The sequence below is a fragment of the Streptomyces sp. NBC_00212 genome (assembly GCF_045206365.1).
Taxonomy (GTDB): Bacteria; Actinomycetota; Actinomycetes; order Streptomycetales; family Streptomycetaceae; genus Streptomyces.
This window is the reverse complement of record NZ_CP108115.1, coordinates 5,900,273-5,925,412: the sequence shown is the minus strand read 5'-3', so window position 1 is coordinate 5,925,412 and position 25,140 is coordinate 5,900,273. Positions and strand designations below refer to the sequence as shown.

The following is a 25,140-nucleotide window of genomic DNA, read 5'->3' as shown; positions in this document are numbered from 1 at the left end:
ACCGGGGGACGGTCCCCCGAAGGACGCGGTACGAGCGGGAGAGTCGCTGTGTTCCGCGAGCTCATGCGGTCGCCTCCAAGGGGCGGTCCTCCAGAGGGCGCGGTACCAGCGGAAGGTTCGCCGTCACCCGGAAGCCGCCGCCCGCGCGCGGCCCCGCCTCCAGAGTGCCGCCCACGCTGCGGGCCCGCTCGCGCATTCCCACGATGCCGAAGCCGGAACCCTCGGCCGCACCGCCCAGGCCGTCGTCGGTGACGGTGACCCGGAGCGCCTCGCCCGCCGCTTCTACGCGGACCCGGGCGGTGACGTCGGGGCCCGCGTGCCGTACCGCGTTGGTCAGCGACTCCTGGACGATGCGGTAGGCGGCCGCGCCCACGGCCGGCGGGACGTGCACGCCGTCGGTGTCCACGGTCAGCTCGGCCTTGGCGCTGCGGGCCAGGTCGGGCAGCCCCTTGAGGTCGGGCAGCGGCCCGTGCTCGTCGGCGCGGAGCACGGTCAGGGTGGTGCGCAGTTCGGCTCGGGCCTCGCGGCAGGTGTCGGCGATGGAGTCGAGGGCGGCCGCGACCGCCGCCCGGTCGAGCCGCTCGGGGGACGCGGTCAGGACGTGGGCGGCGACCGAGGTGCGCACCCCGATCAGGGTGATGCTGTGGGCGAGGAGGTCGTGCAGGTCGCGGGCGATGCGCAGGCGTTCCTCGGTGAGTTTGCGCTCGGTCTCGCGGGCGGCGACGGCCCGCTGTTCGGCCACGTAGACGCGGGAGTTGCGCAGGGCGACGCCGAAGACGACCGCGGCCACCAGCCAGCCGGAGGTCCGGAGCACGTCGAAGGCCCGGTGGACCCCGTTGAACGACATGCCGGTGATGGCGAGGCCCACGACGCAGGCGCCGACGGTCACGGCCCGGCGGAGCGTGCCGGTCACGGCGACCGTGTACAGCGCGGTCATCGCGATCGGCATGGGCCCCATGTGGGCGTTGTCGAGCAGTTGGTACGGGACGATGCAGGCCACGATCACGGCGAGGGCCGCCATCGGGTGGCTGCGCCGCCCGGCCAGGGCGAGGGCCGCCCCGGCGAGCAGCGCCCAGCCGAGGGCGTCCGGCCGCAGCGCGGTGTCGGCGTAGGCGATGGCCGCGCCGAGCAGCCCGGCCCCGGCGGCGAGCGCCGCGTCGGCGCGCAGCGGGTGCGCGCTGTCGCCGGGGTCGCGGTGCAGCAGCGCCGTCACCCGCTCCCCCAGGCGCGGGCCCGTCGGTACGTTCACGTCTGCCACCCTGCCATCCTCGCCCTCAACGCGGGCTGCCGACCAGTGCCGAGGGCTCTCCGGCGGCGGGTGCCGGGGTGCGGGAGAGGCGGCCCGGCCACCAGACCCGGCGGCCGAGCAGGAGGTTGGCGCTGGTCACCAGGTAGGTGCGGACGAGGAAGGTGTCCAGGAGCACCCCGACCGCGATGATCGTGCCGAGTTCGACGAACATCACGAGCGGCAGCGAGGCGAGCACCGCGAACGTCGCGGCGAGCACCGTGCCCGCCGAGGCGATCACGCCGCCGGTGGTGCGCAGGGCGGTCAGCGCGGCCTCGCGCGGCCCGGCCCCGCGCAGGGTCTCCTCACGGGTGCGGTGCATCAGGAAGATGCCGTAGTCGACGCCGAGGGCGACCAGGAACACGAAGGTCAGCAGGGGCAGACCGGGGTCGAGGCCGGAGAAGCCGAGGACCGGGCCGAAGACCAGGCCGCCGATGCCCATGGCCGCTCCCCACACCGCGACGACGGCGGCGACGAGCAGCAGCGGGGCGACGAGGCTGCGCAGCAGCAGGGCGAGGACGAGCAGGACCGAGGCGAGGACGAGGGGGATGACGATCAGCCGGTCGTGGGAGTTGGTGTCGGCGAGGTCGAGGGCCTGGGCGCTGGTTCCGCCGACGTGTGCGCCGGTGAGGTCGGCCCGCAGCCGTCCGATGGTGCCGCTCTCGTCCGCCGATTCGGGTGCGGCCTTCGCGGTGACGGCGATCTCGGTCCAGCCGCCGCCGCTGCGGCCCCGTTCGGCGCCGGCGACGCCTTCGACGGACCGGGCGGCGGATAGCGTGCGGTCCGCCCGGCCGGTCGGGGTCATGACCTCGATGGGCAGGCTACCGCGGTCCGGGAAGGCGGCGGCGAGCGTGCTCATGGCGAGGGTCGACTCGGGCTTGGTGGTGTAGCTGTCCTCCTGCTTGAGCGCGCCGGGCAGGTTGAACGCGCCGAGCGCGAGGGCTCCCAGGAGCACAACTCCCGTGAGCAGCACGGCAGTTGGCCGCTTTCCCGCCGAGCTGCCCATCGCGGCGAACAGGTCGCGTCGGCGCCGCTTCGGTTCGCTGCCGTACGCCGGGATCAGCGGCCAGAACACCCGCCGGCCCAGCAGGACCAGGATCGCGGGCAGCAGGGTGAGCATCGCGGCGAGCGCGCACAGTACGCCGATCGCGCCGACCGGGCCGAGCCCCCTGATGTTGTTGAGGTCGGCGGCGAGCAGGCAGACGAGACCGGCCACGACCGTGCCGGACGAGGCGAGCAGGGCGGGCCCGCAGCCGCGCAGGGCGGCGCGCATCGCGTCGTACGGGAGGGGGTTCCGGCGCAGTTCGTCGCGGTAGCGGGCGACGAGGAGGAGCGCGTAGTCGGTGCCCGCGCCGAAGACGAGGACGGTCATGATGCCGGCGCTCTGGCTGGTCACCGTGATCCCGGACCAGGTGGCGAGGCCGTACACGGCGGCCCGTGCGCAGACCGCGCCCGCTCCGACGACGACCAGCGGCACCAGCCACAGCACGGGGCTGCGGTAGGTGAGGATGAGGAGCAGCGCGACGACCAGGCCGGTGGCCAGCATCAGTGTCCCGTCGAGGGAGCCGAACACGCCGCGTGCGTCGACCGCGAGGGCGCCGTCGCCGCCGACCCGGACGGTCATGCCGTCCGCGTCGGCGGCCCGGGCCCGTACGTCGTCGACGAAGGCCTTCTTCGCATCGTCGCTCTTGGCGGGTGCGGCCGTGGAGATCGCGTACATGAGGGTGGCGCCGTCCTTGGACGTCACGCCGGGGCCGTGCTGGGTGGCCGCGAAGTCCTTGGGGTCGTCGGCCGCGGCGAGCTCGGCGGGCGACTTGTCGGCCGCGGTGCCCGGCGGGACGGTGATCACGGCGAGCTGCCCCGCGGCGGTGTTCCGGTCGGCGGCCGTGAGACCGCCGTCGCGGTGGTAGACGAGCACCAGGCCGGTGATCTCGCCGCCGGGCAGCTTGTCCTGGAGCTTGGCCACCTGTGTCGAGTCGGCGCCGGCCGGCAGGTAGTCGGCGGTCTGGTCGCGCTGTACGTCCCCGAGCTTCCCCGCGAACGATCCGGCGACGGCGAGCACGATCACCCACAGCGCGAGCACGCCCCAGGGAACTGCCCGCCGCCTCAGGGCAGTTGATCCCGTCGCCGGCGGTGACCCCACTGGCGCTGACCTCATTGGTGCTGACCTCGTCGACCCCATGGCGGGTCCCCCTCCGGCTGGACTCCGGAAGGCCCTCGCGGCCTGCCCGGCTGTTTCCAGCGTCGGGCTCGCGGCGGCCCCTTTCGTCCCGCCCGCGACCGAGATCATCCGTACTTCCCCGGGCGTCCCGTCCGGCCGCGTTACTCCCCCGGGAGTAGCGCGCCGCCCGCCCGGGGAGTGCGGCTCACGGCACTTCGCCCCGGCTGCGCGCGTTCGCGTACGCCGTCGCCGCCCTGAGCCGCTCCGCGGTGGTCGCGGCCCGCACGGCCTCCGGCAGGCAGTCCCACTCGCGCCCGCCGCCGAACGGCCGCAGTTGGAGGTAGGGCCCCTCCCGCCCCATCACCTGGCCCAGTCTTCCGCTCCCGGTGTCGACGACGTACGAACCCACGGGCGGGACTGCGGTCATGGGTTTCCCTCCGGCATTACGGAACTGGGTCCACGGGCAGTATCGGGTGCCGGGCGGCGCCGGCCGCTCCATGATCCCAGTTTTTCGTTCGGGTACCACATTGGATCGAGCAGGAGCAATGGCCGCGTAATTCAGGACCGGGCGCGCGCATCCTGCAATTCACCCGCGACCGATTCCGCAGCCGCGATTTCTGCTCCTACGAAGGTGCGGCGCAAGGGGTTGGAGCAGGCCGGAGCCAGGAAGGGGCGGCGGACGGGCACCCGTCCCACTCTCCATATATCGGGTGGCCGCACCCGCGCTTTCGAACAGCCAATTCGCAAGCGGCAGTTGGATGTTTCCGCTCCGGATCGACCGCACGGCTCGTAAAGAGAGGTTTCTTCGAGCGAATGTTCAAGGCGTTCCGGATGCCCAACAATGCATTGAGGTACGGGGATCAACGCGCTGCCGCGTGCCTCCGCGGGCGGTGTCCGGGCGCCCGATGGCATGATCTACGGTCTCCTGCGGGACCAGTACCGATCAGCACAGCAACGGGGACGTACGCACATGAGCAAGACAGCCACCCTCGCCATCACCCTGCTCGCGGCGGCCGCGCTGCTCACCGGGTGCGGAAGCGAGAAGAAGGACGACGGAGCGGCCAAGGCGGGCGGTGCCAAACCCAGCGCCTCGGCGGGCGGCGACGCGAAGGGCTCGGCGCCGGACCGCGAGGGCGTGCCGCACCAGGTCGTCTTCGAGGTGGGCGGCACGGGCAAGTCGCAGGTGATGTGGGTCGGCAACACCAACCACTTCGAGCAGGTGACGCTGCCCTGGACGAAGACCGAGTCGGTGACGCTGGAGGACGCCGAGCTGGACGTCGGCGTCACGGTGTCGGTGGTGCCGGGCTCCGTCAAGCGCGCGGACGGGATGCTTCAGGCCGCCCCCTGCACCATCAAGGTCGACGGCAAGCAGGTCGCGGACAACCAGAACGGCGCGTCGGACAAGCTCTGCGAGTACAAGCTCAAGAACTAGCCGGGCCTCAGGAGGGCGTGCGGGCGGCCGCGAGCAGCCGGGCGGTGTCGTCCGCGCAGAGCGAGAGCGCGCCGCCGACCGTGCTGAGCACCTCGCGTTCGGCCGGGCTGTACGGGCCGTCCGCGAGCGCGATCCGGGCCCCCTGGAGCAGGATGGACTCGCGGCCGGCGGGGGCGAGGTGCGGGGCCAGCGGTTCGAGGGCCTCGTGGAGCTCGATCGCGAGGGCCGCACCGCAGGGGTCGGTGTCGCCGACCGGGTCGGCGAGGAACCGGCCGGTGTCCGCCGCCAGGGCCTCGATGAGGGCGACGAGCTGGTCCTCGGTGCAGTCGTCGAACCCGGCCGCCCGGACGGTGGCGACGGCGGTCGTGGTGACCGTACGGGACGAGGTGCCGCCCGCCGCGAGGACGGCGAGGGCGACGGTGTGCACGGCGTCGCGCAGCATCGCGGAGAAGCGGGTCGTGGTGGGGTGGTCCAGGGTTTCCGTCCCGAAGTGGCCCTGGCAGGCGGCGCATTCGACCACCGGGCCCGCGGTGCCGCGGGTGACGAGCGGGATGCCGAGCACCGTGAGGCGTCTGCGGCCGGTGCGGCGCTGGTAGTTCCGGTCGCCGCCGCAGTCGGGGCAGAAGAACTCGCCGTCGCCGACGGTGTGCCACAGGGTGCGGACGGACCAGAGGCGGGGCCGGAGGCGGGAACCGGGCGTCCCGGTCGGGTTCGTGCCGTTCTGTCCCCGTGCTGGCCGCACCGCGCACCTCCGTAACGCTCCGGCAACGTTGCCGCGTTGACGTGATGTTAGCCACATCCATGATGTGGCGTCAGCACCCCGGAAGGAGGAGAGGTCGGCGGATGGCGAAAACGTGCCGTTGTTGTCGCGGGGGTGGGTGGGGTGGGCCCGCCCAAACCCTCAGCTCAGGGCGGCCCTGCGGGCGGCGTTCCCCCCACCCCGCCCCTCCCCGAAACCCTCGGGGGGCGGGGTGGAAAAGACCCACCCCCGGGGCTCCGCCCCCTGCACCCCCGTTCGCGCCTGAAGGGCGCTCGTCCTCAAACGCCGGACAGGCTGAAGATGCCGACCCCGCCAGGATCAACCCTGCTAGGGGCGCGGGGAACTGCGCGAGCAACCACGCACGGTCCGCACCCGAACGACCACACATATCCCGCCCCACCCCACCCCCGGAGGGTCTAGGGAAGGGGCGGGGAGGGGCCCAACCGGGGTCTGGGGCGGAGCCCCAGCGCACCGGCCGGGCCAGGGTCAGTGGGATGCGCGGTTGACCGCCGAGATGACCGCCTTCAGCGACGCCCGCGTCGTGTTGGCATCGATGCCGATACCCCACAGCACGACCCCGTCGATGGCGCACTCGATGTACGACGCGGCCTGCGCGGACGCGCCCTCGCTCATCGTGTGCTCCTGGTAGTCCAGCAGCCGCGCGTCGACCCCGATCGCGGCCAGCGCCTCGAAGAAGGCCGAGATCGGGCCGTTGCCGGTGCCGGTCAGGACCGTGTCCTGGCCGTCGACGACCGCCTCGACGGTCAGGGTGTCGCGGCCGTCCTTGTCCGTCGTCGTCTGGCCCGAGCGCAGCTGGATGCGACCCCAACGAGCGGCGGCGTTCTGCGGGTTGGGCAGGTACTCGTCCTGGAAGACCGACCAGATCGCGGCCGGGGTGACCTCGCCGCCCTCGGAGTCCGTCTTCTGCTGGATGATCTTCGAGAACTCGATCTGCATCCGGCGCGGCAGGTCCAGCTTGTGGTCGTTCTTCAGGACGTAGGCGATTCCGCCCTTGCCCGACTGCGAGTTGACCCGGATGACGGCCTCGTACGAGCGGCCGACGTCCTTGGGGTCGATGGGCAGGTACGGGACCGCCCATTCGATCTCGTCCACCGTCTTGCCCGCGGCGGCCGCGTCCGCCTGCATCGCGTCGAAGCCCTTCTTGATGGCGTCCTGGTGGGAGCCGGAGAAGGCGGTGTAGACCAGGTCGCCCGCGTAGGGGTGGCGCGGGTGGACCTCCATCTGGTTGCAGTACTCACTCGTCCGACGAATTTCGTCGATCTGGGAGAAGTCGATCTGCGGGTCCACGCCCTGGCTGAACAGGTTCATGCCCAGGGTCACCAGGTCGACGTTGCCGGTGCGCTCGCCCTGGCCGAACAGGCAGCCCTCGATGCGGTCCGCGCCGGCCATGATCGCCAGCTCGGCGGCCGCCACCGCCGTACCGCGGTCGTTGTGGGGGTGCACGGACAGGCACACGTACTGGCGGCGCGACAGGTTGCGGCTCATCCACTCGAAGCGGTCCGCGTGCGTCGAGGGGGTCGAACGCTCCACCGTGGCGGGCAGGTTGAGGATGATCTCGCGGCCCTCCTCGGGCTGCCAGACGTCGCACACCGCCTCGCAGACCTCCAGCGCGAAGTCCAGCTCGGTGTCCGTGAAGATCTCCGGCGAGTACTGGTAGCCGAAGATCGTCTCGTCGCCCAGGATCTTGTCCGCGTACTCCATGACCAGCCGGGTGCCGTCCACCGCGATCTGCTTGACCTGGTCCTTGGTGCCGCGGAAGACGACCCGGCGGAAGGTGGGCGCGGTCGCGTTGTACAGGTGCACGGTCGCGCGGTGGGCGCCGCGCAGGGACTCCACCGTGCGCTCGATCAGCTCTTCGCGGGCCTGGGTCAGGACGGAGATCGTCACGTCCTCGGGGATCGCGCCCTCTTCGATGATGGAGCGTACGAAGTTGAAGTCGGTCTCGCCGGAGGAGGGGAAGCCGACCTCGATCTCCTTGTAGCCCATGCGCACCAGCAGGTCGAACATCTCGCGCTTGCGTGCCGGGCTCATCGGGTCGATCAGAGCCTGGTTGCCGTCTCGCAGGTCGGTCGACAGCCAGCGCGGGGCCTTGGTGATCCGGCCGTTCGGCCAGGTGCGGTCGGGGATGTCCACGGCGTCGTACTGACCGTACTTGTGGATCGGCATCCCGGACGGCTTCTGCGTCTGGGTGGCGTTGGTGACGGGGGTCGGGCGACCAACGGGCTGAGACATGGCGTGCGGCTCCTCGATGCTTGGCGAGAGGGACGGCCGACTGTCGAGCGCAACACCAAGATCCCGCGGGGAGGGGGTCGGCCTACGACTACAGGCCCTCGCCGCGGCAGCTAAGGAGAAGCAGCCCGATACGCATGATGCCGCAGCCTAGCCGAGGGACGGCGCGAGCGCCGGTCCCGTATCAGTATGCGGGACACCGAAATCGATTCGGACAAAAGGTGACGTATGCCTCGCCACCGGCATCCCGTGGGCACGAATGGCCGGGAACAGTCGTAGAGAAAGCACGCTTCACAATCATGGTGGCGACTAGTGACAGCACCATGACCCAGTGCCACATTGCCCGGCATGGACGCCACCACCAACCCGGTTTTCTGCACCATCATTCCGCCTCACGTCTTCGACCGGCTCATCGAGGCCGAGGACCCCGCGCTCGCGCGCATCGCCCGCAGGACCTTCATCGCGGACGCCGCCCAGCGCACCGAACGCCGGCTGACCACCGTCCTCGGCGCCGAGCCGGTCCCCCCGCCCGCGGGCGGGGCCGCCGACCAGCCGCAGCGCACCGTCTACGACGCCCAGCACACCACCACCCTGCCCGGCCACAAGGTCCGCGGCGAGGGTGAGCAGCCCGTCCAGGACGCGACCGTGAACCGCGCGTACGCGGGGCTCGGCGCGACCTTCGAGCTGTACCTCAAGGCGTACCAGCGGCATTCGATCGACGGCAACGGGATGCCCCTGAACGCGACGGTCCACTTCGACCACAGCTACAACAACGCCTTCTGGAACGGCACCCAGATGGTGTTCGGCGACGGTGACGGCCAGATCTTCCTGGACTTCACGCTGCCCGTGGACGTCATCGGCCACGAGCTCACCCACGGCGTCACCCAGCACACCGCGAACCTCACCTACTTCGGCCAGCCGGGCGCCCTGAACGAGTCCATGTCGGACGTCTTCGGCTCGCTCGTCAAGCAGTACTCCCTCGACCAGGACGCCCACCAGGCCGACTGGCTCATCGGCGCGGGGCTGCTCGCGACCGGCGTCCACGGCGACGCGCTCCGCTCGATGAAGGCCCCGGGAACGGCGTACGACGACGTCGTGCTCGGCAAGGACCCGCAGCCCGCCACGATGGACCACTACGTGACCACGGGCCGCGACAACGGCGGCGTGCACATCAACTCGGGCATCCCCAACCACGCCTTCTACCTGCTCGCCGACGCGCTCGGCGGCAAGGCCTGGGAGCGGGCCGGGCAGATCTGGTACGACGTGCTCACCGGCGGGCACCTCGGCACGCAGGCGATGTTCAAGGACTTCGCGAAGCTCACGGTGGCCGCGGCCAAGGCGCGCTACGGCGACGGCGCGGAGTACCAGTCGGTGCAGAAGGCCTGGTCGCAGGTGGGGGTCCCGACCTCCTGACGCGTACCCGCTGACGTAGTGGACAGGGGCTGCTAGACAGAGGCCATGCGTATCCAGGTTTCCCGCACAGGAGGATTCGCCGGCATCGAGCGCCGGGCCGAGGTCGACACCTCGGGCCGGCCCGATGCCGCCGAATGGCACGCCCTGGCGAAGGCGGCGCTCGACGAGGGCCACGCCGAGCCGTCGATCGGCGTGCCGGACGGCTTCCACTACGAGATCACCGTGGACGGCCGGACGGTGCACTGCGCCGATCCGCGCCTGACCGAGGCCCAACGCGCCCTGATCACCAGGGTGTTGAAGGAAGGCGCGTAGCCGGCGCCGAAACCCGGGTGCGGGCCGGCCGGACGGCTGCTTTGATGCGCACCATGAGCCTGCCTGCCCGCACCCGGTTGGACGACCTTGAGCGCTACTACGATGCGGCGCCCAGGAGTTCGGCCCGCGCCGAGGACTTCGGTCCGCTGACCCTCTTCGTCCGCGAGGGCGCGGGCTGGCCCTTCTACGCACGGCCCGCCCTCGGCCACGCCGGGCCGGTGACGGCCGCCGACGTCGACCGGGTGCGGGCCCGCCAGCGCGAGCTGGGCGCGCCCGAGGCCTTCGAGTGGGTCGCCGAGGTGAGCCCAGGGCTGCGCGCGGCGGTCGAGGAGTCGGGCCTCGCGGTGCACGAGCACCCGCTGATGGTGCTGGACCCGCAGGCTCCGGCCGCCGAGCCCCACCCCTGGGTACGTGTTCTCGGCCCGGCCGATCCGCTGCTGCACGCGGCCCTGGTCGTGCCCCATCTCGCATTCTCCGCGCCCGGTACGGGAGTTGGCCCGGCGGGCCCGGCCGAGCTGGCCGCCGAGATCGCCGCCCGCGCCGGCGACGGCCGGTCCAGCCAGGTCGCCGAGCGGATCCGGGCGGGCCGCACGGCGCTGGCGGCGGCGATCGAGGACGGCCTTCCGCTCTGCTCCGGGATGCACAACCCGGTGGGCCCGGTCACCGAGATCGTCGGGGTCGGCACGCTGCCCGCCGCGCGGCGCCGGGGCCTTGGGCGTGCGGTCACCGCGGCGCTTGTCGCCGACGCGCGGGCCCGGGGGGCGGCGACGGTGTTCCTGTCGGCGGGCGACGCGGACGTGGCCCGGATGTACGCGACCTTGGGGTTCCGCCCGGCAGGCACGGCCCTGATCGCCGAACCGGCCGACGCCTGACGGCCGTTGAGAGCCCCGCTTCAGCCGGGCCGCGCGAACGGCGCTTCGGCCCGGCCGCGCGGGCGGCCCCCGGCACGTAGATCGACTCCCCTTGCGCACGCCGCACCCCAATGCGTACAGTGTGCGCATCGGGAGCACGGGGTACGCATCACTGGAGGGGAAGCGGCATGTCGAAGAACGTGAGCTGGGACGAGCGGAGCAACTGGCGGGCCGAGGGCGAGTGGGGCGCCGACGACTCCGGCGGTGAGCGCGTCCACCTCGACCAGTGGCAGGCGAAGCTCGACCGGCTGCGCGGGACCCACCACGTGCCCGGTGCCACCCTCGCCGTGCTCACCGGCGGCAGGATCCACGAGCTGGCGAGCGGGATACTGCACACCGGCACCGGCGTGGCGGCCACCACCGATTCGGTCTTCCAGCTCGGCTCCCTCGCCAAGACGTACACAGCGACCCTGGTCATGCAGCTCGTCGACGCGGGCAAGCTGGACCTGGACGCGCCGGTCCGCGAGGTGCTCGCGGACTTCACCGTCGCCGACGAAGAGGCGAGCAGGACCATCACGCCGCGCCAACTGCTCTCCCACACCAGCGGCCTGACCTGCGACTTCACCTTCGACTCCGGGCGCGGTGACGACTGCCTCGAACTGTACGTCGACGCCGCCAAGGGGGTTGCCCTCGACTGCCCGTCCGGCAGCGCCTGCTCCTACAGCAGCCTCGGCTTCAACGTGCTCGGCCGCATGATCGAGGTGATCACCGGCACCACCTGGGACCAGGCGCTCAAGGACCTGCTGCTCGCCCCGCTCGGCGTGACCCACACGATGACGCTGCCCGAGGAGGCGCTCAGCTTCCGGGCCGCGATGGGCCACCTCGGCGAGTACGGCGAGGACCCCGCCCCGGCACCGGCCTGGGACATGATGCCGCGCTCGGCGGGCCCGTACGGACGCGTCATCGCCACCGCCGGTGACGTGGCCCGGCTCGCGCAGCTGCACCTCGCCGGCGGCACCGCCCCCGACGGGACGCGGGTGCTGGCCCCGGGCAGCGTCACCGCGATGCAGACCCGCGAGGTCGACTCCCCCGACAAGTGGACCGTCCACGCGGACGGCTGGGGCCTGGGCTGGACCCTGTACGACTGGAACGGCATCACGGGCTTCGGCCACGACGGCGCCTCGATCGGCCAGTACGGCTTCCTGCGCGTGGTGCCGAGCGCCGGTGTCGCGGTGGTGCTCCTGACCAACGGCGGCGACGCGCGCCGCCTCTACGAGGAGCTCTTCGCCGACCTCCTCGGCGAGCTGGCCGACGTCCGGATGCCCGCGCCGTTCGGGCCGCCCGCCGAGCCGGTCGAGGTGGACTTCGCGCCACTCACCGGCACGTACGAGCGCGAGGGCGTCCTCATCACCGTCTCCGGGCGGGAGGACGGCAAGCCGCACCTGGTGTACGAGTTCGTCGGCGGCATGAAGGACTTCTCGCCGCCGCTGGAGATGGACCTCGTCGCGGTCACGGACAAGGTGTTCGCGGGCGCGGGCTCCGGCGCGTACAGCGCGGACTGGATGCCGGTCGTCTTCTCCACCCTCCAGGACGGCACGGCCTGCTGCTATATCGGCATGAGGTGCGCGCCGAAGGTGGCGTAGCCCTCGCCGCGACGCGAAGACCCCCGCCGGGCAGGGCCTCGGCGGGGGTCTTCGCCTGCGTCGGTGTGCTCAGAACCCGAGCTTGCGGAGCTGCTTGGGGTCGCGCTGCCAGTCCTTGGCGACCTTGACGTGCAGGTCGAGGAAGACCGGCGTGCCGAGGAGTGCCTCGATGTGCTTGCGGGACTTCATGCCGACCTCCTTCAGGCGCTTGCCCTTGGGGCCGATGATGATGCCCTTCTGGCTGGGGCGCTCGATGTAGACGTTGGCGTGGATGTCCAGGAGCGGCTTGTCGGCGGGCCGGTCCTCGCGCGGAATCATTTCCTCCACGACGACGGCGATGGAGTGCGGCAGCTCGTCCCGTACGCCTTCGAGGGCGGCCTCGCGGATCAGCTCGGCGACCATGACCTGCTCGGGCTCGTCGGTGAGGTCGCCCTCGGGGTAGAGCGGCGGGCTGTCGGGCAGCAGCGGGATGATCAGGTCCGCGACGAGCTGGACCTGCTGGTCGCCGACCGCCGACACCGGCACGATCTGCGCCCACTCGAAGCCGAGCTCCTTGGAGAGCTGGTCCACGGCGATGAGCTGCTCGGCGAGCGTCTTGGAGTCGACCAGGTCGGTCTTGGTGATGATCGCGATCTTGGGGGTCTTCTTGATCCCGGCGAGTTCCTTGACGATGAACTTGTCGCCGGGGCCGAGCTTCTGGTCGGCGGGCAGGCAGAAGCCGATCACGTCGACCTCGGCCCACGTGGTGCGGACCACGTCGTTGAGGCGCTCGCCGAGCAGGGTGCGCGGCTTGTGGAGGCCGGGGGTGTCCACCAGGATCAGCTGGGCGTCCGGCCGGTGCACGATGCCGCGCACGGTGTGCCGGGTGGTCTGCGGGCGGTTGGAGGTGATGGCCACCTTCTGCCCGACCAGAGCGTTCGTGAGGGTGGACTTGCCCGCGTTGGGGCGGCCGACGAAGCAGGCGAAGCCGGCCCGGTGGGTGGGTTCGGCGGCGGTGTCAGCGGCAGGGGTACGAGCGCTCATGCCGCCCATTCTCCCCGATCCCGGGGGCCCCGCCGCCCAGCCCGCCGGAAACGGGCCCCGCGCGGGGCCCGGCCCCACGTCCCGGTACCCCTACGGCTGGGGGTGTCCGGTGGGTCAGGGTCGGATAGGTCGTGGCGTCTGGTGCGGTGCATCGCAAGGCGCCGGAGCGTCTTCATAGCGGAGCTATGGGGGCGTTTCGGCAACGCGGCGAGGTGCCGTGCCAGACGTCGCGGCCCCGGCCATGACCCACCGGACACCCCCTAGGGTGTAGCGCCCTGGGCCACCGTGTGGAGGCGGGCGGCCGCCTTCGCCAGGAGCGCGGGGAGCAGGGCCGGGTCCGCCGGGGTCTGGGCGGCGAAGGTCACCGTCGAGACGTTCGCGCCCTCGCGGACGGTGAGGACCTGCAGGTGGAGCTCGGTGCCCGGCACCGAGGCCAGTGGCGCCGTGACCCGCATGCCCACCGACTCGTCGCCCAGCTTCGCCACGCTCTCCGGCTTGACCTCGCTCTTCTCGGGCCCGCCCCAGTTGAAGTCGAGCGAGCCCCCGTCGCAGGCGGCGGGCAGCGCGCGGGAGGCCGCGACCGCCTTGGCCGCCTCCTCGGCGGAGGGATACGCCACGACCCGGAACGTGAGGTGCTCGGTGTCGGAGTCCTTGGCGTAGTCGCGGGTCGAACTCGCCGCGTCCTGGCCCTCCTTGGGCCCGTTCCACGTCTCCATGTACGTGTCGCACTGCGCGCTGTTGGTGCTCTCGGTACCGCCCTCGGCGCCGACGTCCGAGTTGTCGCCGCCGCTGACGTCCTCGGAGGGGCTGTCCGCCGGGTCCTGGTCCTCGGCCCAGCCCGCGCCGACTTCCTGCGCGGTGAGCAGCGCCGCGTCGGTCTGCGCCTGGGTGAACGGCTTGCCCCCGACGGCGGGCTTCGCGGCGCCCTGGGCGGTCGACGCGGGTTTCTCCGACGCCCCGTCGTCCGGGCCGCCGCACCCCGCGACCGTGACCAGCGCCGCCAGCACCGCCGCGCACCCCGTCAGCTTTTCCCTGCGCCCCGTCCACATGACGGTTGCCCCTCACCTGCCGTACGTGTCATGACCGGGCCACGATACGACGGCGCACGATCCGCTGGGCTACCAAGGCGAGGGCGGCGGCGAGGAGGACTCCCCCGGCCAGCCAGGGCAGGGCCAGGAAGGAGGCTGCCGCCGAGCCCCGCGCGTCCTTGGCGCTGGCGGTCAACTTGACGTCGCCCCAGTCGAGTTGGGGAGCCCCGTGCCACGCCTCGGTGAGCGTGACCTGCTGCCCGGGCAGCAGCTCGGAGGGGACTTTGGTCAGGTTGCGGCTGAGCAGCGTGCGGCCGAAAAGTCCGGTCGCGCTCAGGTCGACCTTGGGGTTGAGCGTGACGTTGCCCCGGTTGTGCAGGGTGTACGTGATGTCGGTGCGGCTCTCCCCGGTGCCGGGGACCAGCGGCCGGTGCTGGGCGAGCGAGACGTGCTCGACGGCGAGGGCGGGGACGGTGGGGCCGCCGACGCGCAGATAGATCCGGGCGCCCACGGCCTGCTGGATGCCGACGGCGACCTTGCCGTCGGCGGCCGCTCCCGGCGCGACGCGGTCGTCGAGCGCGACCAGGGCGCCGACGTGGTCGCCGGGCTCGGCGTCCGGCGGCACGGCGAGCGTGAAGGGCACGGTGACCGAGGAACGGGCCGGGACGGTGATCACGCCCTGGGCGGGCTTGGCCCAGGCCCCCACACCGCTCTGGTGCTCCTGCTCCGAGCGCACGGCGAACCCGCCGTCGCGCTCGGTGTTGTACGCGTCCGCCCCGTACAGCCGGAAGGTCAGCGGCGCCGACGTCTTGTTGGTGACGGTCACCTTGTCGGCGAGGGTGGTGCCGGGGTCGGCGGAGAGGTAGAAGTACGGGCGCTGGGCGCTGCCCGTGGAGGCGGGGAAGACGGACCAGTTGCCGTTGTCGGCGGCGCGGGCCGCGGGCGCGGCGAGCACGGCGAGCACGGCGGCCAGGAGGAGTGCGGACAGCTTGCGCACGGTGCGGGACCCCCGGGGACGGGTGGGCCGGCCGGGTGCGCGCCCGGCCCACGAGCGGACGTTAGGTCAGGGTGAGGGTCAGTACGCCGCTGTAGGCGCCGGGCGCGGTGAACGCCGGCACGTCCAGCGAGAGCTTCGCGTCCACGGTGAACTCGCCGCCGGTGAGCGCCGCGTTCGGGGTGGAGGCGAGGGTCGCGCCCGCGCTGCCCACGCTGCCGGCCGAGCCCGCGGCACACACGGACGGGGAGCCGGGCTTGGTGGCGCAGGCCGGGGTCCAGCTGAGCTTGCCCGCGTCGATGGAGCCGCCGGGGCCGGTGAAGTTGGTGACCTTGCCGGTCAGGGACCAGCCCGCGGGGCCGCCGCGGAAGTCCTGGACCGTCACGGTCTTCAGATCGCCGGCGGAGGCGCCGCCCTTGCCGAAGTCGACCGCGCCCAGGTCGACGCTGTCACCGGCCTGGGACATCGCGAGGGTGCCCGCGGTCACGGCCGCGTTGAGCTTCTGGCTCGGTCCGGTCGGCGGCGGTCCGCTGTTGACCTTGTACGCCACCGGGCCCGCACCGTTCGCCGGGTCCCAGGCCGCCCCTTCGTAGGCCACGATCCCGGTGGTCGCCGGGTCGGTGATCGCCGGCCGGGCGGTGAAGCCGCCGTTGGCGTCCGACTTGAAGGTGATCTTGTCGGCGGTGGTGGCGGTGCCGTTCCAGCCCGCGACGGTGACGTCCGCGTTGGGGGTGAACTTGGACCCGGTGACCGTCGTGCGGTCACCGGCGTTGCCCGCGGCCGGGGAGGCCGTGATCGCGCGCTGGTTGACCTGTCCGCCGCCGTCCGTGGCGTTGACCGTCCCGGAGACGGGGGCGGGCGGGTTGGTGACGGTGCAGGGGGTGTCCAGCTCCATGATGTAGCTGGTGTGGATGTTGTAGTCGCCGGGCGACAGGGTGATCGCGCCGGCCTTGGTGGCGGTGAAGCTGCCGCTCATGGAGAACGCCGGGAACGCGCCCTTGCCGGGCACCGGGTCGTTCTTCTTCGGGCCCGCCACGTCCACGGTGCCGGTCTGGGCGCCCGCGAGGACGACCTTTCCGGTCGGGGTCATGATGTCGGCGGGCAGGGCGATGTCGACGGGGTTGCCGGCGGCGGGCTTGTTCACCGTGTAGGTGACGGTGACCTTGTCGCCGACCTTGGGTGCGGCGTTGTCGACGGTGATGGTCGCGTTCGTGGTGCCGTCGATCGGCGGGATGCCAGCGATGGCCGGCGGGATGCAGTGCGTGGCGAAGTCGACCGGCGTCGCGGCCAGTGCGCTCGCGGGTGCGGCGAGCGCGCCGGTTCCCGCGGCGAACGCGACCGCCCCCAATACGGCGGCCAGACGCCGTCTTCGACGTTCCGACATGGGCTTGCCCCCCTTCCTGAAGTGGCACAGCGCGGCTCGGCTGCGCCGACAGGGAGCCATTGACGGCTCGGGGCGAAAAGAAGTCAATGCCCTCCCGCCGCATCAACTGATGACCCATCAGATACTGTCAAGATCCTGGCATTTCAGGCCACTTGGGCATGCTGCGGCCACACGAAAGCCGGCGCCGCCCGGGACGGCACCGGCTCGTTCTGCGTGGTGCGTGCTGTCGCCTCCGCGCGGATCAGTCGAAGACGAACGGGCCCGGCGCCTGCGAGGTCGTCGCGTCGCAGTTCACCGAGACCCCGAAGATCGTCATCGACAGGGCGGTACCGGCGAAGTACGAGTCGAGGCTGTCACCGGAGGCGACGGTCCCGTTCAGCGGGCCGATCGTGACCGGGTCGCCCGCGCTGAGCGCGGGGTTGGCCTGGCCGCTGAACACCGTGGTGCCGCCCGCGCCCTTGGCGAGGGTCAGGTTCGCGCTGATCTGGTTGGCGCCGACGGCGACCGGCGTGGTGACGGCCGAGGTCAGCGTGATGGTCGCGGCCGTACCGCTCTGGGTCGCGGTGAGCGTGGCACCGCCACCGCCCCAGGTCCCGCAGTCGTACGTGGCGGTCGCCGAGCCCGGCGAGACGGCGGCCGCGCTCGGCGCGAACGCGAGGCCCGCCACGGCCACCGCCCCCACCGCGAGTGCGGCCCGCGCGACCGGCCTTCTGGTGCTCCTACGCATGATTCCCCTTCCCGTTACAGGGAGTTGATCGCCTGCCGCGTCATCGGCACACGACCGCGCAGCGGCCCCCGGTTGGCCCACGTGCACGGGTGCGCGGGCGTGCGGGCATGGCTCTGCAGGGGCTGCGGTAACTGCGCGGAGGGAGCGCATCCGACTCCGGCGCGGGGCTGCGGCTCTGCACCCCGTGCCGACCGCCCGCGAATCTGACGGACCGTCGGATCGACTGTCGTCCATTGATGCGCGGGCGGCTCGGGATTGCAAGGGCCATCGCCTTGATTCTTAAGGGACAGGGGAGGAAAGGGGGGCGGGGCGTCCGTCGCCCCCTTTGCTCAGGCCCTGGCCCGTACTTCCCCGTCCGGGCCCGCGAGCAGGACCGGGGTGCCGGGGCCGCCCAGGTCCCGTACCGCCGAGAGGTCCGCTTCCGCGGGGCCGGGTGCCTCTGTCACCACGGCCGCCGCCTCCAGGGACTTCGCGCCGCTGGCCACGGCCATCGCGACGGCGGTCTGGAGAGCGGACAGCTTCAGGGAGGCGAGCTCGACCGTTCCGGCGACGTACGTGCGGCCGGTCTCGTCGCGCACGGCAGCGCCCTCGGCCACGCCGTTGCGGGCCCGGGCGCTGCGCGCCAGCGTGATGATCTTGCGGTCCTCGGGGTCGAGTTCGGTGCTCTGAGTCATGCCCCGAGCATAAGGAGTGCCTGGCCCCGAGGCCGCGAGGGCTCAGGCTCTCAGCCCGCGATCGGATACATCGACCCCCGTCGGCCCTCCGGCGACGTCAGCCACTCCAGCTTCTCGGCGGTGTCCGTGTTCGGCAGCGGGGTGTGCAGCACGATCACCAGGTCCGGGCGGGCCGGGACGCGCAGCTGGGTCGACTCGACGTGCAGCGCGCCGACGACCGGGTGCTCCATCTCCTTGCGGAGCAGCCCGCCGGGCTGGACGTCGCGCCGCTCCCACAGCTCCACGAACTCCGGGCTGAGTTCCTTGGCCTGTTCGACGACCGCCTGGAACCCCTCGTCGTCGGGCCGCTCCGAACAGGCCGCCCGGAACTGGGCGACGACGGTGCAGGCGATCTCGTCCCAACGCTTGGCGCGGGCGCGGTAGATGGGGTCGCTGAAGAACGCGAGCAGGCAGTTCTGCACGATCTCCGGGCGCATCCCGAGGACGAGCGCGGCCGCGTCGTTGTACATCACCGTGTTCCAGTACGCGTCCATGATGTGCGCGGGGAACGGCATCCAGGCGTCGATCAGGCGCTGAAGCCCGTGGCACATGTCGACGTTCCCCGGGTCGACCTCCGGCGCCGGCGGGTTCAGCCCGGCGAGCACGTACAGGTGGCGGCGCTCGGCGCTGGTCAGCTGGAGGACCCGGCCCACCGAGTCCAGTACCTGCGGCGACACCGTGATGTCGCGGCCCTGCTCCAGCCACTGGTACCAGGACACCCCGACCCCGGCGAGCACGGCGACCTCCTCGCGGCGCAGCCCCGGGGTGCGGCGGCGGGCCCCGCCGTCGGGCAGCCCGGCCTGCGTGGGGGTGATCCTGGCCCGCCTGCTCATCAGGAACTCGCGCAGTTCACTGCGGCGGTGCTTGTCGATCGGTGTAGCCACGAACTCCCCCTGTCGGCTGCCTGGTGGTGCCACCAACAGGATAAGTTCCCACTCTCCACGGGCATTCCCGGGCCGCGAAGGTAGTGGCCATGGCGATCGATACACAGACGACAATCACCGGGCCGCACACGGCGGCTCCCCAGACGGACCGGCTGACCGGCCGGGCCAAGCTGGTCCTCTTCGTGCTCTGCGCCGCCCAGTTCATGGTGGCGCTCGACTTCTCCGTACTGAACGTGGCGCTGCCCGCGCTCGGCAAGGACCTGGGCCTGAGCCAGTCCGCGCTCCAGTGGGCGGTCACCGCGTTCGCCCTGCCGTCGGGCGGCTTCCTGCTCCTGTTCGGCCGCATCGCCGACCTCTTCGGCCGCAAGAAGCTGTTCCTGACCGGCCTCGCGCTGTTCGGCGCGGCCTCGCTGCTCGCCACCCTCGCCTGGGACCCGGCGTCCTTCCTGACCGGGCGCGCGCTGCAGGGCCTGGGCGCGGCCGTCATCGTGCCGACCGGCATGTCCCTGCTGACCACGACGTTCCCCGAGGGCCCGCTGCGCGACAAGGCGCTGGGCATCTCCGGCACCCTGCTGTCGCTGGGCTTCACCATCGGCATGGTCCTCGGCGGCATCATGACCGACACCCTGGGCTGGCGCTCCACGATGGGCCTGCTGGTGGCCTTCGCGGCGATCGTGCTCGTCCTCGCCCCCGGCCTGCTGCCCGAGTCCCGCACCCCCGAGCGGCCGCGCCTGGACGTGCCCGGCGCCGTCACCGTCACCGGCGGTCTGCTCGCGGTGATCTACGCCCTGTCGACGGCGGCCCAGCGCGGCTTCGGCGGCGTGGACGTGTGGGGCACCCTGCTCGCGGGCCTCGCCCTGCTCGCCGCGTTCGTGGTCGTCGAGTCGAAGGCCTCGGCGCCGCTGGTCTCGCTGCCGATGCTGAAGCGCCGCACGGTGGCCTGGGGCAACCTGGGCGGCCTGGTCACCTTCTCGATGATGTCGACGGTCGTCTTCGTACTGACCCTCTACCTCCAGGAGACCCTGGGCCTCTCGTCCTTCGAGACCGGCCTGATCTTCGGCATCCAGGGCGTCGCCTCGGCCGTCGCCGGCGCGTACGCCGCCAGGTTCATCGGCCGCTTCGGCGCCCGGCGGGTCCTGGCCGGCTCGCTGCTCGGCCAGGGCGTCTTCATCGCCGCCCTGCTCGGCCTCGGCACCGGATCGGGCGCCCTGCTCGCGACCGTCGCCGTCTCGCTGGCCAGCATGTGCCACCTCGGCGCGATCATCTCGTACGGCGTGACCGTGACCAGCGGCGTGCCGAACGAGGAGCAGGGCCTGGCGACCGGCCTCGTCACCACCACCCAGCAGGTCGGCCTGACCGTCGGCATCCCGCTGCTCGGCGTGCTCGCCACCACGCAGGCCTCGCTGTTCGACGGGGTGCGCACGGTGCTCGCGATCGACGCGGTGATCGTGATCGCGGCGGCCACCCTGGTCGGCCTCGGCCTGCGCAAGCGGGCTTGAGGAGTCAGGCCCGGTCGAGCCGGAGCCGCTCGGCCTTCGGCAGACCGGCGACCACCAGGTCGTACGAGTCCTCGATGAGCTCCCGGACCAGCCGGTCCGGGAGCCCGGCCACATTCACGGTGTTCCAGTGCCGCTTGTTCATGTGCCAGCCCGGCACGATCGCGGCGTGCTCCTCGCGCAGCCGGACCGCGTCGTCCGGGTCGCACTTGAGGTTGACGGTGAGCGGCTTCCCGTCGAGCGCGGTGAGCGCGAACACCTTCCCGAGCACCTTGAAGACGGAGGTCTCCGGGTTGAACGGGAACTCCTCCGTCGCCGCGTTGAACTCCAGGCAGAACGCCCTCAGTTGCTCGGGTTTCACTCCGCGCTCCCCTTCTCCTCGTCGTCCTTGGTCGGCTCCACCAGTACGGTGACGATCTTGTTGCGGCGGCCGGCCGGGGACTCGGCGGTGAGCCGCAGCCGGCGCGCGTCGGGCAGCTCCACCACGGCGGAGGCGCCCGCGATCGGCACCCGGCCGAGCGACTTGGCGAGCAGCCCGCCCACCGTCTCCACGTCCTCGTCGTCGAACGCGTCGAAGCCGAACAGCTCGCCCAGGTCGCCGATGTCGAGCCGGGCGGTCACCCGGAAGCAGCCGTCGGCGAGCTCGGTGACCGGCGGCAGTTCGCGGTCGTACTCGTCGGTGATCTCACCGACGATCTCCTCCAGGATGTCCTCGATGGTGACGATGCCCGCGGTGCCGCCGTACTCGTCGATGACGACCGCGACGTGGCTGCGCTGCTGCTGCATCTCGCGCAGCAGGTCACCGGCGTTCTTGGTGTCGGGCACGAAGGCGGCGGGCCGCATGGCGGTGGAGACGAGATCGGCCTCGGAGTCCCGGTTGATGTGCGTCTTGCGCACCAGGTCCTTCAGATAGACGATCCCGACGATGTCGTCCTCGTTCTCGCCGGTCACCGGGATCCGCGAGAAACCGGAGCGCAGGGCGAGGGTGAGGGCCTGGCGGATCGTCTTGTACCGCTCGATGCAGACGAGGTCGGTGCGCGGCACCATGACCTCGCGGACCAGGGTGTCGCCCAGCTCGAACACCGAGTGCACCATCCGGCGCTCGTCGTCCTCGATCAGCGACTCCTGCTCGGCGAGGTCGACCATCGCCCGCAGCTCGGCCTCGGACGCGAACGGCCCCTTGCGGAAGCCCTTTCCGGGGGTGAGCGCGTTGCCGAGCAGGATCAGGAGCTGCGGGATCGGCCCCATGATCCTGGCCAGCGGCAGCAGCACGTACGCGGCCACCGTCGCGGTGTTCAGGGGGTGCTGGCGGCCGATGGTGCGGGGCGAGACGCCGACCGCGACGTACGAGACGAGCACCATCACGCCGATGGCGACGAGCAGCGCGGCCCAGGTCTCGCCGAACTCGTTGAGGCACACGTACGTGACGAGGACCCCCGCCGCCATCTCGCAGGCGACCCGCACCAGCAGGGCCACGTTGAGATAGCGCGTCGGGTCGGAGGCGATCTGGGCGAGCTTGGCGCTGCCGCGCCGCCCGGTGCGGACCGCCTCCTCCGCGCGGAAGGAGGACGTACGGGCGATGCCGGTCTCGGCGCAGGCCGCGAGCCAGGCGACGACGACCAGCGCGACGGCGCCCGCGATCAGTTGGCCGGTCATGAGACGGTCGGCGCCGGGGAGGGACCGGTCAGGCCCTTCTCCGCGCGCCAGCCGTCCACGATCGCCGCCTGGAGGCCGAACATCTCGGCCTTCTCGTCCGGCTCCTCGTGGTCGTAGCCGAGCAGGTGCAGCACGCCGTGGACGGTGAGGAGCTGGAGCTCCTCGTCCATGGAGTGCTGCGTCTCGGCGTCCTCGCCCTGCTTCTTGGCGACCTCGGGGCACAGCACGATGTCACCGAGGAGCCCCTGCGGGGGCTCCTCGTCGTCCTTCGACGGCGGACGCAGCTCGTCCATCGGGAAGGACATGACATCGGTCGGACCCGGCAGGTCCATCCACTGGATGTGCAGCTGCTCCATGGCCTCGCCGTCCACGACGATCACCGAGAGCTCGGAGAGCGGGTGGATCCGCATCCGCGTGAGGGCGTAGCGGGCGATGTCGAGGATCGCCTGCTCGTCGACCTCGGTTCCGGACTCGTTGTTGACGTCGATCGACATGGTGCGCTCTGCTCTACTTCCCGTTTCGGCCGCCCCGACCGTCCTGGCCCTGGCGGCTGTCGTACTGCTCGTACGCATCGACGATACGGCCGACGAGCTTGTGCCGTACGACATCCTGCGAGGTGAGCCGGGAGAAGTGCACGTCCTCGACGCCGTCCAGGATGTCCTGGACCTGCCGCAGACCGCTCTTCGTGCCGTTCGGCAGGTCGACCTGCGTGACGTCACCCGTGATGACGATCTTCGAGTCGAAGCCGAGCCTGGTCAGGAACATCTTCATCTGCTCGGCGCTGGTGTTCTGCGCCTCGTCGAGGATGATGAACGCGTCGTTGAGCGTCCTGCCTCGCATGTACGCAAGCGGCGCCACCTCGATCGTTCCGGCCGCCATCAGGCGCGGGATCGAGTCCGGGTCGAGCATGTCGTGCAGGGCGTCGTACAGCGGGCGCAGGTACGGGTCGATCTTCTCGTAGAGCGTGCCGGGCAGGAAGCCCAGGCGCTCGCCGGCCTCCACGGCCGGTCGGGTCAGGATGATCCGGGTGACCTGCTTGGACTGCAGGGCCTGGACCGCCTTGGCCATGGCGAGATAGGTCTTGCCGGTACCGGCGGGGCCGATGCCGAAGACGATCGTGTGCTTGTCGATCGCGTCGACGTACCGCTTCTGGTTGAGGGTCTTGGGGCGGATGGTGCGGCCGCGGCTGGAGAGGATGTTCTGCGTGAGCACCTCGGCGGGTGTCTCGCGGTTGCCGTCCCCGTTGGCCGTGTTGCCGTTCGCGCTGCCATTTGCCCGGAGCATGGCGATCGAGCGTTCCACTGCGTCCTCCGTCATCGACTGTCCGGTGCGGAGCACCAGCATCATCTCGTCGAACAGCCGCTGAATGAGGGCGACTTCCGTCGCGTCCCCCACGGCGCTGATCACATTGCCCCGTACGTGTATGTCGGCCGACGGGAAGGCCTTCTCGATCACGCGCAGCAGGGAGTCGCTGGAGCCCAGGATCGTCACCATGGGGTGCTTGGCCGGGATGGTGATCTGGGCGTGCGCCTGCGGGTGTGTGGGTGTCTGAGTCATGGGCCGGCTCTGTGGCCTGCACATACCTCCCGTTGCAGGGTTCTCGCTGCTCGGGAACCTCTGGGATACCAAGCGTACGACTTGCTGCGCGGGCGTCCGAGGGGTTTTCCACCCTGCTCCCGGCCGGGGCGCCCCCGCCGACCCCGCTGAGGGCTGAGCCCCCGCCCCCGTTGTCCTTCGTCTGCGGACCGCGTCCGGGGGCTCAGCCCCCGCGCCCCCGCTCCTCAAACGCCGGAGGGGCTGGATTTTGCCGGGCTGGGCTGGATCGCGGCCCAGGGTCGCGAGGTCAGACCGGGTGGCGGAAGCCCAGGGTGGGGACTGCTCTGCGCAGGGGCCAGGTGCGGGCGGCGCCCGGGAGGAGGTCGGTCAGGAAGGTGTAGCGGCGCAGGGCCGACGGGTCCTGGTGGGCCAGGGTGCGGACCTTCTGCCACCAGCCCGCGATCTCCGCCCACCCCGGCGCCGACAGCGAGCCCCCGAACTCCTGGACCGACAGCGCCGCCGTGAGCCCCGCGAAGGCGAGCCGGTCCGCGAGCGGCCAGCCGGCCAGGGTGCCGGTGACGAAGCCCGCCACGAAGACGTCGCCCGCCCCTGTCGGGTCCAGGGCCTCCACCTCGATGGCCGGGACGTCCGCCGTCTCGCCCGTCGCCCCGTCCACCGCGTACGCGCCCTCCGGCCCCAGCGTCACCACCGCCAGCGGCACCTTCTCGGCCAGGGCGCGGGCCGCCGCGCGCGGGCAGTCGGTGCGGGTGTAGGCCATCGCCTCGGCCGCGTTGGGCAGGAACGCCTCGCAGTGTTCGAGGTCGGGGAGCCCGGCCAGGTCCCAACGGCCGGTGTCGTCCCAGCCGACGTCCGCGAAGACGCGCGCGCCGGAGCGTGCCGCGTCCGCGATCCAGCCCTCGCCGCGCCCCGGCACCAGGGAGGCGACGGCGGCTCTGGCACGCGGCGGGCAGGTGGGCGCGGACACTTCGTGGGGCGCCTCGTGGCCGTGGGTGACCATGGTGCGTTCGCCCTCGTACGCCATGGAGACGGTGACCGGGGAGTGCCAGCCCGGCACGGTGCGCGACAGCGACAGGTCGATGCCCTCGCCCTGTTCGAGCGCGTCCCAGCAGTACTCGCCGTAGTGGTCGTCGCCGAAGGCCGCGGCCAGCGAGGTGCGCAGGCCCAGGCGGGCGAGCGCGGTGGCCATGTTGGCGACGCCGCCGGGGCTCGAACCCATGCCGCGAGCCCAGGACTCGGTGCCGCGGACGGGGGCGGAGTCGAGCCCGGTGAAGATGATGTCGAGGAAGACCGTGCCGGTGAGGAAGACGTCGCAGGGCGGGTCGCGCGGGTCCCGCAGTCCGTCGAGCGGGTCGAGCCGGGAGGGCCGGCGCGGCTCGGCGCCCGAGGCGTGACGGCGCTCGGTCAAGGAGTCGGAGCCGCCGGGGCGACGCCAGTCGGCCGGTGCGTGGCCGGGCCCGGCGGGGTCGGACGGGGAATCCGGGCCGGGCCGCTGGGGCTCGTGGGGCGGCTGCTCTCTGCTGGGTCGTGTCGTCACGGCGGGCTCTCCGTTCGCGTACAGATCTGGCAAGTCT

23 protein-coding genes are annotated in these 25,140 nt (G+C 71.9%); 6 read left to right on the top strand and 17 right to left on the bottom strand.

What is annotated here, in order from left to right; genetic code table 11:
• Positions 1 to 61 precede the first annotated feature (61 nt).
• The 3 genes from OHA17_RS27020 to OHA17_RS27010 all read right to left on the bottom strand — a co-directional run bounded on the left by OHA17_RS27020 (position 62) and on the right by OHA17_RS27010 (position 3,873).
• Positions 62 to 1,249: a sensor histidine kinase gene (locus OHA17_RS27020; protein WP_406508724.1), complete on the bottom strand. Its 1,188-nt coding sequence runs from the start codon at positions 1,247 to 1,249 to the stop codon at positions 62 to 64.
• A gap of 25 nt (positions 1,250 to 1,274) precedes the next feature.
• Positions 1,275 to 3,443 carry an MMPL family transporter gene (locus OHA17_RS27015; protein ID WP_406508723.1) on the bottom strand — a complete coding sequence of 723 codons (2,169 nt, stop codon included), beginning with the start codon at positions 3,441 to 3,443 and terminating at the stop codon, positions 1,275 to 1,277.
• A 208-nt stretch (positions 3,444 to 3,651) separates the two neighbouring features.
• Positions 3,652 to 3,873 carry a hypothetical protein gene (locus OHA17_RS27010; RefSeq protein ID WP_406508722.1) on the bottom strand — a complete coding sequence of 74 codons (222 nt, stop codon included), beginning with the start codon at positions 3,871 to 3,873 and terminating at the stop codon, positions 3,652 to 3,654.
• A 543-nt stretch (positions 3,874 to 4,416) separates the two neighbouring features.
• Here OHA17_RS27010 and OHA17_RS27005 point away from each other — a divergent pair.
• Positions 4,417 to 4,878 (top strand): hypothetical protein, encoded by a 462-nt coding sequence (locus OHA17_RS27005; protein ID WP_406508721.1) that lies wholly within the window; start codon positions 4,417 to 4,419, stop codon positions 4,876 to 4,878.
• Between the two features lie 7 nt (positions 4,879 to 4,885).
• Here OHA17_RS27005 and OHA17_RS27000 read toward each other — a convergent pair whose 3' ends face one another.
• Positions 4,886 to 5,620, bottom strand: coding sequence for a TerB family tellurite resistance protein (locus OHA17_RS27000; protein ID WP_053727531.1), 735 nt, complete (start codon positions 5,618 to 5,620; stop codon positions 4,886 to 4,888).
• Between the two features lie 504 nt (positions 5,621 to 6,124).
• On the bottom strand, positions 6,125 to 7,891 hold the full coding sequence (gene leuA / locus OHA17_RS26995; protein WP_406508720.1) for a 2-isopropylmalate synthase: 1,767 nt from the start codon (positions 7,889 to 7,891) through the stop codon (positions 6,125 to 6,127).
• Positions 7,892 to 8,236: 345 nt separating this feature from the next.
• Between leuA and OHA17_RS26990 the strand changes: the two genes are divergently transcribed.
• The 4 genes from OHA17_RS26990 to OHA17_RS26975 all read left to right on the top strand — a co-directional run bounded on the left by OHA17_RS26990 (position 8,237) and on the right by OHA17_RS26975 (position 12,107).
• Positions 8,237 to 9,301: a M4 family metallopeptidase gene (locus OHA17_RS26990; protein WP_406508719.1), complete on the top strand. Its 1,065-nt coding sequence runs from the start codon at positions 8,237 to 8,239 to the stop codon at positions 9,299 to 9,301.
• A gap of 45 nt (positions 9,302 to 9,346) precedes the next feature.
• Positions 9,347 to 9,613 (top strand): protealysin inhibitor emfourin, encoded by a 267-nt coding sequence (locus OHA17_RS26985; protein WP_398871663.1) that lies wholly within the window; start codon positions 9,347 to 9,349, stop codon positions 9,611 to 9,613.
• Positions 9,614 to 9,666: 53 nt separating this feature from the next.
• Positions 9,667 to 10,485, top strand: a complete 819-nt coding sequence (locus OHA17_RS26980) for a GNAT family N-acetyltransferase (RefSeq protein ID WP_406508718.1) — start codon at positions 9,667 to 9,669, stop codon at positions 10,483 to 10,485.
• A gap of 167 nt (positions 10,486 to 10,652) precedes the next feature.
• The gene (locus OHA17_RS26975; protein WP_406508717.1) at positions 10,653 to 12,107 is read left to right on the top strand and encodes a serine hydrolase domain-containing protein; all 1,455 of its coding nucleotides are present in this window, start codon (positions 10,653 to 10,655) and stop codon (positions 12,105 to 12,107) included.
• A gap of 69 nt (positions 12,108 to 12,176) precedes the next feature.
• Here the strand turns inward: OHA17_RS26975 and era are convergent, their stop codons facing one another.
• From era to OHA17_RS26940, 7 genes are all read right to left on the bottom strand, one after another.
• On the bottom strand, positions 12,177 to 13,130 hold the full coding sequence (era, locus tag OHA17_RS26970; protein ID WP_406508716.1) for a GTPase Era: 954 nt from the start codon (positions 13,128 to 13,130) through the stop codon (positions 12,177 to 12,179).
• Positions 13,131 to 13,390: 260 nt separating this feature from the next.
• A complete protein-coding gene (locus OHA17_RS26965) occupies positions 13,391 to 14,179 on the bottom strand; it encodes a hypothetical protein (protein WP_406508715.1) in 789 nt (262 codons plus the stop codon).
• A gap of 28 nt (positions 14,180 to 14,207) precedes the next feature.
• Positions 14,208 to 15,155, bottom strand: coding sequence for a WxL protein peptidoglycan domain-containing protein (locus tag OHA17_RS26960; RefSeq protein ID WP_406508714.1), 948 nt, complete (start codon positions 15,153 to 15,155; stop codon positions 14,208 to 14,210).
• A 61-nt stretch (positions 15,156 to 15,216) separates the two neighbouring features.
• Entirely contained in the window at positions 15,217 to 16,536 is a 1,320-nt protein-coding gene (locus tag OHA17_RS26955) for a beta-xylosidase (RefSeq protein WP_406508713.1), read from the bottom strand.
• A gap of 241 nt (positions 16,537 to 16,777) precedes the next feature.
• Positions 16,778 to 17,263, bottom strand: a complete 486-nt coding sequence (locus OHA17_RS26950) for a hypothetical protein (protein ID WP_406508712.1) — start codon at positions 17,261 to 17,263, stop codon at positions 16,778 to 16,780.
• A gap of 329 nt (positions 17,264 to 17,592) precedes the next feature.
• Complete coding sequence (locus tag OHA17_RS26945; protein WP_398871677.1) at positions 17,593 to 17,937, bottom strand: cytidine deaminase; 345 nt, start codon at positions 17,935 to 17,937, stop codon at positions 17,593 to 17,595.
• A 50-nt stretch (positions 17,938 to 17,987) separates the two neighbouring features.
• On the bottom strand, positions 17,988 to 18,809 hold the full coding sequence (locus OHA17_RS26940; RefSeq protein WP_398872464.1) for a helix-turn-helix transcriptional regulator: 822 nt from the start codon (positions 18,807 to 18,809) through the stop codon (positions 17,988 to 17,990).
• Between the two features lie 140 nt (positions 18,810 to 18,949).
• Here OHA17_RS26940 and OHA17_RS26935 point away from each other — a divergent pair, with 140 nt between their 5' ends.
• The gene (locus OHA17_RS26935; protein ID WP_406508711.1) at positions 18,950 to 20,359 is read left to right on the top strand and encodes an MFS transporter; all 1,410 of its coding nucleotides are present in this window, start codon (positions 18,950 to 18,952) and stop codon (positions 20,357 to 20,359) included.
• A gap of 4 nt (positions 20,360 to 20,363) precedes the next feature.
• On the opposite strand, the gene OHA17_RS26930 is transcribed toward OHA17_RS26935, so the two are convergent.
• The 5 genes from OHA17_RS26930 to OHA17_RS26910 form a co-directional block, all read right to left on the bottom strand.
• On the bottom strand, positions 20,364 to 20,717 hold the full coding sequence (locus OHA17_RS26930) for an MmcQ/YjbR family DNA-binding protein (protein WP_398871681.1): 354 nt from the start codon (positions 20,715 to 20,717) through the stop codon (positions 20,364 to 20,366).
• Complete coding sequence (locus OHA17_RS26925; RefSeq protein WP_406508710.1) at positions 20,714 to 22,012, bottom strand: hemolysin family protein; 1,299 nt, start codon at positions 22,010 to 22,012, stop codon at positions 20,714 to 20,716. The genes OHA17_RS26930 and OHA17_RS26925 overlap by 4 nt, the downstream gene beginning before the upstream one ends.
• Positions 22,009 to 22,506 carry an rRNA maturation RNase YbeY gene (ybeY, locus tag OHA17_RS26920; RefSeq protein ID WP_053723718.1) on the bottom strand — a complete coding sequence of 166 codons (498 nt, stop codon included), beginning with the start codon at positions 22,504 to 22,506 and terminating at the stop codon, positions 22,009 to 22,011. The genes OHA17_RS26925 and ybeY overlap by 4 nt, the downstream gene beginning before the upstream one ends.
• 13 nt (positions 22,507 to 22,519) lie before the next feature.
• Positions 22,520 to 23,569 (bottom strand): PhoH family protein, encoded by a 1,050-nt coding sequence (locus OHA17_RS26915; protein WP_053723717.1) that lies wholly within the window; start codon positions 23,567 to 23,569, stop codon positions 22,520 to 22,522.
• A 286-nt stretch (positions 23,570 to 23,855) separates the two neighbouring features.
• A complete protein-coding gene (locus OHA17_RS26910) occupies positions 23,856 to 24,974 on the bottom strand; it encodes a carbohydrate kinase family protein (RefSeq protein WP_398872466.1) in 1,119 nt (372 codons plus the stop codon).
• Positions 24,975 to 25,140: the final 166 nt, after the last annotated feature.